The organism is Methylobacterium sp. BTF04, assembly GCF_010692745.1.
Classification (GTDB): Bacteria; Pseudomonadota; Alphaproteobacteria; order Rhizobiales; family Beijerinckiaceae; genus Methylobacterium.
This window is the reverse complement of sequence record NZ_JAAHTB010000043.1, coordinates 21,622-31,603: the sequence shown is the minus strand read 5'-3', so window position 1 is coordinate 31,603 and position 9,982 is coordinate 21,622. Positions and strand designations below refer to the sequence as shown.

At 62.6% G+C, this 9,982-nt stretch carries 10 protein-coding genes and 1 pseudogene; 10 read left to right on the top strand and 1 reads right to left on the bottom strand.

All coding sequences use genetic code 11. The features are described from left to right. The 10 genes and pseudogenes from G3T14_RS19615 to G3T14_RS19570 all read left to right on the top strand — a co-directional run. A pseudogene (locus G3T14_RS19615) lies at window positions 1-1,604 on the top strand (phage tail protein); the annotation flags it as partial. A gap of 12 nt (window positions 1,605-1,616) precedes the next feature. Continuing rightward, on the top strand, window positions 1,617-1,916 hold the full coding sequence (locus G3T14_RS19610; RefSeq protein WP_163644226.1) for a hypothetical protein: 300 nt from the start codon (window positions 1,617-1,619) through the stop codon (window positions 1,914-1,916). Further along, window positions 1,913-2,170: a hypothetical protein gene (locus tag G3T14_RS19605; RefSeq protein WP_163644225.1), complete on the top strand. Its 258-nt coding sequence runs from the start codon at window positions 1,913-1,915 to the stop codon at window positions 2,168-2,170. Before G3T14_RS19610 ends, G3T14_RS19605 begins: the two co-directional genes overlap by 4 nt. A gap of 116 nt (window positions 2,171-2,286) precedes the next feature. Continuing rightward, window positions 2,287-3,297, top strand: coding sequence for a hypothetical protein (locus tag G3T14_RS19600; RefSeq protein WP_163644224.1), 1,011 nt, complete (start codon window positions 2,287-2,289; stop codon window positions 3,295-3,297). Beyond that, a complete protein-coding gene (locus G3T14_RS19595; protein WP_163644223.1) occupies window positions 3,297-3,611 on the top strand; it encodes a hypothetical protein in 315 nt (104 codons plus the stop codon). Before G3T14_RS19600 ends, G3T14_RS19595 begins: the two co-directional genes overlap by 1 nt. A 10-nt stretch (window positions 3,612-3,621) precedes the next feature. Continuing rightward, window positions 3,622-5,580: a hypothetical protein gene (locus tag G3T14_RS19590; RefSeq protein ID WP_163644222.1), complete on the top strand. Its 1,959-nt coding sequence runs from the start codon at window positions 3,622-3,624 to the stop codon at window positions 5,578-5,580. A 411-nt stretch (window positions 5,581-5,991) separates the two neighbouring features. After that, window positions 5,992-6,657, top strand: a complete 666-nt coding sequence (locus tag G3T14_RS19585; RefSeq protein ID WP_163644221.1) for a lysozyme — start codon at window positions 5,992-5,994, stop codon at window positions 6,655-6,657. A 65-nt stretch (window positions 6,658-6,722) separates the two neighbouring features. Continuing rightward, complete coding sequence (locus G3T14_RS19580; protein ID WP_163644220.1) at window positions 6,723-7,232, top strand: hypothetical protein; 510 nt, start codon at window positions 6,723-6,725, stop codon at window positions 7,230-7,232. A 60-nt stretch (window positions 7,233-7,292) separates the two neighbouring features. Further along, the gene (locus tag G3T14_RS19575; RefSeq protein ID WP_163644219.1) at window positions 7,293-7,781 is read left to right on the top strand and encodes a hypothetical protein; all 489 of its coding nucleotides are present in this window, start codon (window positions 7,293-7,295) and stop codon (window positions 7,779-7,781) included. Then, complete coding sequence (locus G3T14_RS19570; RefSeq protein WP_163644218.1) at window positions 7,778-8,236, top strand: hypothetical protein; 459 nt, start codon at window positions 7,778-7,780, stop codon at window positions 8,234-8,236. Before G3T14_RS19575 ends, G3T14_RS19570 begins: the two co-directional genes overlap by 4 nt. Before the next feature lie 247 nt (window positions 8,237-8,483). Here G3T14_RS19570 and G3T14_RS19565 read toward each other — a convergent pair whose 3' ends face one another. Further along, the gene (locus G3T14_RS19565; protein ID WP_163644217.1) at window positions 8,484-9,830 is read right to left on the bottom strand and encodes a hypothetical protein; all 1,347 of its coding nucleotides are present in this window, start codon (window positions 9,828-9,830) and stop codon (window positions 8,484-8,486) included. Window positions 9,831-9,982: the final 152 nt, after the last annotated feature.

Genomic DNA, 9,982 nt, shown 5'->3' with positions numbered 1-9,982 from the left:
GCCCGCGGATCGTGGCGCTCACCGCCAATGCCACGCCGGTCGCGGCCGGCTTCCGCTGTGACTATACGATCCTGCCGGGCCGAGGCGCCGTGCGCTTCGAGGTCGGGCTGTCCTACGATGACGGCAACCGGTTCGATACGCGGCCTGATGCGCCGGTCACCGGCTCGATAGACCTCAACCCGGTCGATCCGACCCTGGTCGTCCTGCGGGCCCGCGCGTTCGGCGCAGGCGGCCTGCCCGGTCCGTACTTCCTAACCGAACTGGCGCTGCCGCGCGCGGCGCTCAACACCGAACTTCCGCCCATCGACTACGCTGATTTCAGCGCGGACGTGAAGGCGCGGGTTGACCACATCCTGGAGGTGGAGGCCACCGCCAGCGCCAAGGCCGCGGACCTGCTCGCTCGCGTCCTGGCTGCCGCTGCCGTGGGCGATGCCAATGTCGCGGCGATCTACAGCGAGAGCCAGACTCGACTGACGGCCGACAGCGGCCTTGCCTCCGACATCAGCGCCGTGGTGGTTCGCGTTGGCTCTACCGAGGCGGCAGTCATCACTGAGCGCACGGCCAGGGTCGACGGTGACACCGCACAGGCGAGCCGAACCGATGCCCTTATCGTCCAGACCAACAGCGACCGGGCTTACTTCCTTGATCAGGTGACGGTGAGGACCAATGCCGAAGGGGCGTTGAGTGATCGCATCACCTCCCTGTCGGCCTCGGTCGGCGGAAACTCCGCGGCGATTGTTTCGGAGCAAAGCGCCAGATCCACCGGCGATAGCGCGCAGGCCACCCGCACCGATGCGCTTGTCGCTCAGACCAATAACGACCGGGCCTATTTCCTGGCGACCACGCAGGCTCTCTCCAACACGGATGGCGTGCTGGTCTCCTACGCCAACGACCTGTATGCGCGCAGCGACGTCGGCACCGCTGTAGGTCGTTTTTCGATGCAGGCGGTGTCAGGTCCGAGCGGCGTATCGGCTCGTATCCAGGCGCTCCTCGCCACGCAGCGCGGAGGACAGACCTACGGGGCCGGATACTATCTCGATCTGCTCAACGATGGCAGTAGCCGGTTCGTCATCGACGCCAACGCCTTCTTCATCACGAACAATGGGTCGAGCATCCCGTTGCTGTCTTTCGATGGGTTCACACTACGGGTGCCCAACCTTGTTCTCACCGCACCGAACGTGCCGGTTGGGGTCGCAAACAGTCCAGCACGGTTCGATGCTGCAAACTACACTCTAATTTCCGGGGCAAATACTGCAAATAATATTCTGGACGCCAACATGGTCGCCAATGTCTACTCAGACAACGGCCAGTATCCGACTATCATCTCGCTCTATGGAAAGCTGACCGTCTCCGGCAATGGGCAGGTAAGCGCCCTCATCCTCGAGATCGATGGTACCGACGTCGGCCAGCTTACATTCCGCGGCGGCAGCATCGTCGCGCAGGCGAATTCCGGCACGATCCCGTTCCAGGCCACGGCGGTGATTTACCTCGCGGCCGGCAACCACACGGCGCGCTTCCGCTACTCCTATGCGGGCAATGGCAACGCCGCTTCTTCAGTCCTCATCAACGAAATTCACCTCGCTGCCGTCACGCCGCGAGCATGAAGGAGAGCCATCATGGTCACGGTCAACATCACTTCTCAGCGCACGCTCGACACCCCGGACGATATCGCCGCGTTCCTGTCCGAGAGCTACGAATCCGCTGACGGCGCGGCCTTCAAGCCCGGCGATCTGGTCAACGTCGCCCGAGCCGGCCTGCCGCCCGAGATGGGCGTCGGAGACGTGGCGATCGTTCTCTATGACGATCCGAAGCCGAGCCCGTACACGACGGTCCGCATGCTTCACGCCTCCGGCGCTCTGATGACGTTCCAGGCCCAGACCACCAACCTCACCAAGCGGGATGGAGCCGCCTCGTGAGCGACGCTCCAGCCCTCACCCAAAAGCCCATTACGATCGTCGAGATGAATGGCCGCATCGCCGAGTTGGAGCGCCAACGCGACCAAGCGCTTACCCGGTGCTCCCTCCTCGCAGGCGAGAAGGCAGAGGCGCTCGATCTTCTCAGGGCGCATGTCGCAGAGGTCGAGCGTCTCAACGCCGTTATCATCGCGGCCAGCCCGCCCGGCGAACCGGGCGCTGCCGGGAATACCTCGCCCGCCTGCCCCCTGCAGTAAAACGCTCGTCGCCTCGCGCGGCCCCTCACAACACCGTCCCTGTCAGAACGATCCGAACGTAGTGGCGCCCGCTCAGGGCCCGCCGCGCCCGATCGGCTGGAGAGCATGGAGCTACCATGGCCGGCCTGCCGAGTTTTGTGATCTCGACCCAGACGGATCCCTATTGGGAGATTCCGTTCTACGATGCCCAGGGCCTGCCGTTGTCGGTGGCCGGTCGGGTTTTCGAGGCTTGGGTGACACCGGCCATCACGTCACAGGGCGTCGGCCAACCGGTGGCGCCGGTGAAGGTGCTCACCTTCGACGACGGCCTGTCGCTGGTCCCACCTACGGACGGCAGTGGCGATCAGACGATCCGCAACACCTTCGTGCATCGGGTCTCGAGCGCCTACGCGCAGGCGCATTTCCCGCGCGGGGAACTGACCGCCGACATCCTGGAGGTGGTGGGAGGCGCAAGGCGGCTACTGGTGCCGGTCCGGCTCCGGTACGGCGACCCGGCAGAGATCCGCGAGTTTGTGGCGGACAGGGCCGGGGTGACCTTCGGTGCCGGACGCCAGCCGATCGTCACTCCCGTCGCGGTCGCCGGCCAGGTGGGGCGACGCGGCGCCGGATTCCTCACCGGGAACGGGCCGCCTACCGCGTTGGACGGCGAGGACGGCGACTATTGGATCGATAGCTCGGCTGAAGTCCGGACGCTCTATGGGCCGAAGGCAGGCGAGGCCTGGCCCGTCGATGGCAAGCCGATCACCTCTGAGATAACCCCCGAGCTTCAGGCTGCTCGGGATGCCGCCGTAGCCTCTGCCGCGGCGGCCCGTGGGAGTGCAACCAGCGCGCAGGCGGATCGTCAGGCGGTCGATACCGGCGCTGCCCAAGTCGAGGTTTCCCGCCAAGCCGTCGCCACAGCGCAAGTCCAGGTGGCCACGGACAAAGCCATTTCGACCGGCGCGCGTACCGAGGCCCAGGCCGCACGCGATGCCGCCTCTGCCGCACAGGTCGCGGCTGACGGCCAGCGCGTCGCGGCTCAGATCGCCGCTTCGGATGCGCGCACCTACGCCGCCCTCGTCGGCGCCAGCGTTTTCGATTTCAACGTCGACAGCAATCCGTCCCCCTCAAATGATTGGAACGCCTGATGGCCCGTCAGCCCCGCCAACTCGCCGGGCTCGGCGCTTCCGACCTACAAACCGCGGCCGCGATCAAAGCCTACGTCGGCCCAGCACGTGAGGTTATCGCCGATGGGCAAACCCTTCGGGTTCACGACGGCACCACACCGGGGGGCATCCCCCTGGCAACCCGAAAAATTCCCACCCAGAGCCGTAATCCGACCTCCGCAGACATCGCGCAGGGCGAATGGACGGTCTGGACCAATTCCGCAACGGGCACGACGAGCGTTTGGGCCAACTTGGCCGGAACGCTGGTCGACATGCTCAACAAGCCCGAGTTCTGAGGATTTGACCATGATGCACCGCCTTGCCGCACTCCTGGCTCTGACGCTCACGCTCGTCGCTCCCGCCCGCGCCTTCGACCTCCAGAGCACCCCTGTCCCTGGCCGAACCGTCACGACACTGACCAATGGCGAGATCGCGATCAATCGTGCCGATCGGAAGGGCTTCTTCAAGAACGTCGACGGCTCGATCGGATCGTTCGACCTCTTGAGCGCCTCACCTGGCGGACGGAAGGCCGTGGTGGATGGCGACGCGTCCGGTCTCGTGCTCGGACCGGGCGGTCCTTTGCTGCCGGCCGCCCTCGCCGGCAAGGCTTCGACAGCCGGCGGAACGTTTACCGGACCCGCACGGTTCGGAGCCAGCATCCAGCCCTACGCATCCAACGCCATCGCCACGACCGGCTCGGCCTCCTTGGGTTCGACGAGCATGATCGTTTCCAGCACCGTGGGCGTGAATATCGGCGACCCCATCATCGTCGATGGTGGCGTACCCTTCGATACGCAGGTCGCGGCGATTTTGGGCAACACCGTCACAATGACGGAGCCGGCCTACGCCGCATATGAAAATGCCCCCGTCCGCTTCGGCTTGGATCGCTGGGACCTGAACGCCCATGTCCTGACCAACACGCTCGGGGCTCAGAACGTCTACATAGGAGCCGCAGCGCAAGGGCGCGGCACATGGCTCAGTCAAGTCGGCTCGGGCGGCGCAGACTATGGACAGGTCTCCGCGCTTCAGATCATCAACCCGCTTGGCGGCATGGGCTTCTCGGTCGGCGGCAGGATGTCGGACGAGAACACCGGCCTCAAGGCGCTCTACGGCGGTCAGATTCTCATTGATGTGGACGTCAACCCGGCGACCACTGCGTTTCCGCGTGGGAAGCCATCCTGGGGGCTGTACCATCAAGCGATCCTACGACCGGGGACGATCGGCGGACATCTCGCCGTCGAGAACTCGATCGCGTCGTTTCAAGCCACGGCCGACGTGGACCCCTGGAACGTCAATCCGATCAACCGCGTCGTAAACTATCGGGTGGATGCCGGGATCGGCCCTGATCCGCAGGGGCTGAACCGCTCGATCTTCCGCACGCCAAACCCAATCTCGGCCTACTTCGACATGGTCAATAACGGCGCTCCGGCCCGAAACGGCTTCAACGTCGGCGTCCTCGCGTTGGATACCCTCGCGGGCCGCGTCGCTCCGTTCGCCTCGCTGCCGCCCAACGTCTCGCTGACGTGGTATTCCCAGGCCGGCACGAGGGCTTGGGACATTACCTCGACGGTATCGGGGGTGACGACGCTTAAGGCAATCAACCTGCGCGCCAGCGATGTCCTCGTCAACGCAGACTGGAGCCTGAGCGGGGCGAACGGGTCATCGCGCGGCTATAACCTGATGACCGATGGGTCGGTGCGCTGGCAGATCGGCAAGACGGCCACGGTGGACGGGTCCAGCAATTCTGGCTCGGATTTCGCGATTGCGGCATTCGACAACGTTGGGGCTTACACCGGCATCCCGCTGCTGATCCGTCGGTCGGATGGCCTCGTACAGATGCCGAAGGTGGCGGTATCGGGCGGTTCGATCGACGGGACCGCCATCGGTGCCACCGCCCCTTCCCCAGGCGCCTTTACCGGCCTCGCCGCGGCCACCGCGACGGTTGCGGGCGATGCTACGGTCGCCGGCGCCGTGCTTCCTTCCGTGTCACCGTCCCTCGCGGCGGCTGGGACGACACAGGCCACCGCGACGGCGATTGTCTCCGGCATCACGATCGTCACGTCCGGGACGGGCGGTATCGTCCTGCGCAACAAGATCGGCGAGCGGCAGGAGGTGTTCAATCGATCCGGAGCGGCGCTGAACGTCTACCCCACATCGGGAGCCCGGATCGAGGCGATGACCATCAACGCGGCGGCCTTGATCCCGAGCGCCGGCCACGCTGTGTTCGTCTGTGTGGCCGCCGCACAGTGTTACCAGGCACTCTGATCAGGAAGGCGAGATGATGACATTTGATCTTGCGCGCAGTGCCATTCGATTTTGCGCGCTACAGGAAACGCAACGGTTGGTGGCACCTGGGGCGTCCGCGGCATCTCGAGCTTTGCAATCGTAACAATCACCACGAATGGAACTTGTGGTATCGATGTTTTGGCAGCTCTGCCGTCTGCTGTGTCTGCCATTGACTGTGTACTTAACGGGTGAGACGGATTGACCGGAAAAGCTCTCAACGGTTTTATTTCTTCTACCAACAACTCCGTGCAAATCTTGAATTACGACAATTCATATCCCGGCGCGAACGGAGCAAGGCTCGTCGTGAACGGGGCCTGCTCAATTCCCTAGCGCGCTTGCCGCGCCCACCGGCCTGAGCCTCGACCTCTACCCAAACTCTGGAGATGAACCATGGACCTCTCGCCCATCGGCGAAGCCGTGCTGATTGCCCGTGAGGGTCGCAAGCTGAAGGCCTACAAGGATTCGGTGGGGATCTGGACCATCGGGATCGGGCACACCTCGGCGGCCGGTGCGCCGCTGGTCACCTCGGGTCTGATCATCACGTCGGCGCAGTGCGACGCGATCTTCGAACGCGATGTCCAGTCCTACGTGGCGGCCGTCCGCAAGGGCCTGAAGGTGGCCGTCAGCCAGAACGCCTTCGATGCTCTGGTGTCGGTTTGCTACAACATCGGGCCCGGCGCCTTCGCGGGCTCGACCTTCCTCAAGCGCATCAACGCGGGCGACACGGCGGGCGCCTACGACGCGATCCTAATGTGGAAGAAGCCCGCAGCGATCATCACGCGCCGGCAGGCCGAGGCCCAACAGTTCGTCACCGCCTACTCGTCCGCGATGCCGCGGGCGACGACAGCACAGAAGCCGATCGCGGTGGCCGCCCCCGTCCCCTTGGTGCTGGCGTCCATCGTAGCGACCCCCGTGATCGTGCCTGTCGCGCCGCCGGTGACCGTACAGCCGAACCTGCTCGGCCGGTTCCTGCGCTGGATCGATGACACCTACGGCGACGGCGCCAAGCGCACCGCCAACGACAATGCCGCGCTCGAGGTTCGTCGAGCCGCCTGACCTGAGATCCCGAGCCGGCCGGGTAACGCTGCGCGCCCAACCACCCCCCACCTGAAAGAGACCCCATGACCCGCATCGTCCTTGCGGCGCTGGCGCTTGCCTGTGCCTTCTCCAGCCATGCCATCGCCGCGGAGGTGGTGGCAGCCGTCCCCACCGCTCCGGCTGTGATCCTGCCCTACGGCGATTGGATCGTCGCTGCCGGTCAGACCCTCACCGCCATCCTGATGCCGGTCCTCGTCGCGCTCGCCGGCAAGGCCATCTATCAGGTCGCGCCGTGGGCCAGCATGTTCCTGACGCAGGCTCGCCTCGAGCAGATGACCAAGGCCGTCACGGACTACGCCCTGAACGCCACCGAGGGCGTCGTGAAGGGCCAAGCACTCACCATCGCCGTGGGCTCGTCCGTGATCGCCAAGGCGGTCCAGCGCGCGGTCGACGCGGCTCCGAAGGCAGTCGTGTCGGCGGCCGGCGGGCCGAACGGTGTCGCCGAGCTCGTCTTCCGGACCCTGCATCTCGAGGACGGGGCAACGGCTGCCAATACCCTGGCGCCGGCGCAGGCCGCGATCGTCGCCAAGTAGGGCCGCCAGAGGCCATGACGACGGGCGGGCGCAGGGCCCGTCCGCCGCTCCGGAGAGATCATGAGCCAGTCGTATCGGCCGCCACGCGGGGATGAGAATGTACGTACCAAGGGACCCAGGGTACCTGTCGAATCCTTCGGCGAGGGCATGCGCGCGTGCATGCAACTCCCTGACCGAGGCATTGGCGAGGATCAGCTGGAGCGGGTGCGCCAGGAGGTTCGGCATGATCCTGTCTATCTCGGGGAGAACGCCCAGGTCGTCGCTTTCCCACCGCACCTGCGCAGGCTTTTCGCCAGCATGAGCGAGCCGGACGTGGATCGTTTCGAGAAGCTCCTGGCGCTGGATCCCAAAACCATCGTGTGGATCTCCGAGAAGAACACGAAAGAGCTCACCAACCTCGATGGCGCGGTCGAGTTCATCACCTCATCGCGCACCGCTGCCCGCGTCCTGATGTGGGTCTGCGGAACCGCGGTCGCGTTCGTGGGTGGCGTCGTCGCCCTCACCAAGAGCGGCATCGACATGTTCTCGATCATCCGAGGGGGCAAATGAGCTTGCGCATCTTCGGCTACGGCTGCCTCGGCGTGATCTGCTCGGCCATCCTCGGGACCTCCGGAATGGCCTGCTACTGGCTCGCTGACCGGCACATCCCCGTTGAGGTCATCCGAACTGAGGTGGTGACGCCGGTGGTGAAGCCGGGCGGCAAGCTCATCATCCGGCAGACGATCCGGTACACCCGCGAGTGCCGGGGTCATGTCGACCGGGTGCTCTACGATTCACGCACCCACCGCAAGTTTCTCGTCGACGTGGACTACGAGCGGCCCCCGCGCGGGCTTGGCGAGTTCGTCGTCACCTTCGTCGAGGACGTGCCGAGCTACTTCGAGGCTGGAGAGGCCTCGTATCGCGCGATCCCGGTCTATTCCTGCAACATCGTCCACCAGTATCTCTGGCCTCTGACGCGTGACGAGACGATAATCCGGTTCAAGGTCGAGGGAACGCCGTTTTGATCGCGGCCGAGCATCAGGATCTCTGCAGCGTCTACATCCTGCTCGCCGGGCTGGTGGGGCCGATCGTCGGAGGATTGCTTGAAGGACGGAAAGGTGAACCACTATAAGAGTTTGCATCTCGCATACAAGATGCAGCGCAGCGTAGGCCTTCCCAAGGCATCTTCGTATTTGCCATCTTCACCCGCCCGGAGCAATCCTGGCGGGTTTTTGCTTTTCATCCCGAGAATCCTAAAAATACCAACCGTTTTCATGAAAGAACTTCGGGATAATATCGCTCTAAAAGATCAGAGTAAGCCCAACGGCAGTGATTGATGAGTGGTTGGGGAAGGACATCTCTCCACTCATGCGGAAGTCCGCTTCTATAATGTGCGTCCGGCCTAATATCTCCGATCGACCGACCGTCTGCAAATGCTTCAAATCGAAAATCTGCGTCATTCGGAACTTTCATATTGGCAGAGCCGAGAGCCCTACCTAAAACCCCGCTAGGATCACCAACAGCATCTTCCATACGTACGACTAGAAAACGAGGATCGCTGTAGTCCCATCGCCGCAGCGCATAAAGGGGCCCGACTGCTCCGTCGTTGATGTTGTCCTGCTCTAAAAATGCCAGGGTAAGATAAAGACCATCGACGAGGTTGGCGGATCGTAGGACCGCCCGATGACGCTCGAGTTTTGACCACCCATCAGTTGGATGCGACGTAAGATGGGAGTAGTACGCTGAAAGCAAAATGCTAAGAGGATTGCGTACAATATGAATACCGAACAACTTACGGCTAGCGGCTGTTTCGTATGCAGAGTTTCCGAATAGGCACCAGTCAGCTTCACTTGGCCGAATAAGATCGGTACGATCAACCGATGTAAAAGACCGAGCATTTATATCTGCCGTCTTTGCCAGGTATGCAATCATCCATCTAGACGCGCACTTATGATGCGAATGGATATATAATTTCTGTTCTTTTGATTTATTATTTATACTGTTTTTGTTCTGGTGCACGGTCTTCTTGGGTTTTTTACTTTCAAGCCGCCAAACCATCTGCGCATTGTCAATGGCTTGGGTATGCACAATTACCCATCCAGTATGAGTAAACAGCGTCTCAACTTCATTTTGAGTAAAGTCATTAAACCATGCGTGAGCGCGGCGCGGCTCAGAAAGGGGTTTAACGGCATCGGATATACAGTACGAAATCACGCATACGCTATATTTTTGCGAAAGCTCTCTCATGAGATGTGCCGGGTCGAGCACATATTCCAAGAGGCCAAGACATACGACTGCTTGGGCGTCGATACTAGGTGGTGGTTCAGCGTTTACATCGCAAACGATAGTTCTAGTATCCCGCGCGACAACATCGACGGGATGATAGGCGGTGGTTTTGGACAGATAGCGCTCAAGTGTCATCGTCCCGCATCCGAGATCAACGACTGCAAGCTCGTCCGCCAAGATCTCTGCCGCCAAAGCGGCTCGGGCACTCCAGGGCTCACCTTCTGGTGCTGCGAGAGCAATCCAGCGCTCGCGGACCGTACGCCTTTCGGCCATAGCCGCCTCGGTTAAGCTAATCCGCTCGGCCTGATCTCGATCGTAAAACGGTTTGGACATGCGCAAGGCCTCAATGTACGCGAGGACTACCAGACCAATCGAATAAACGCGACAAGCACCTCCTCCCGAGGGTGATCGGTGGTGTTACCGTTTGAAGATTGGTCTCAAACGGTCGAGCCTCGCGTTCCCTTTTCTGTCACTCGCGCGATATC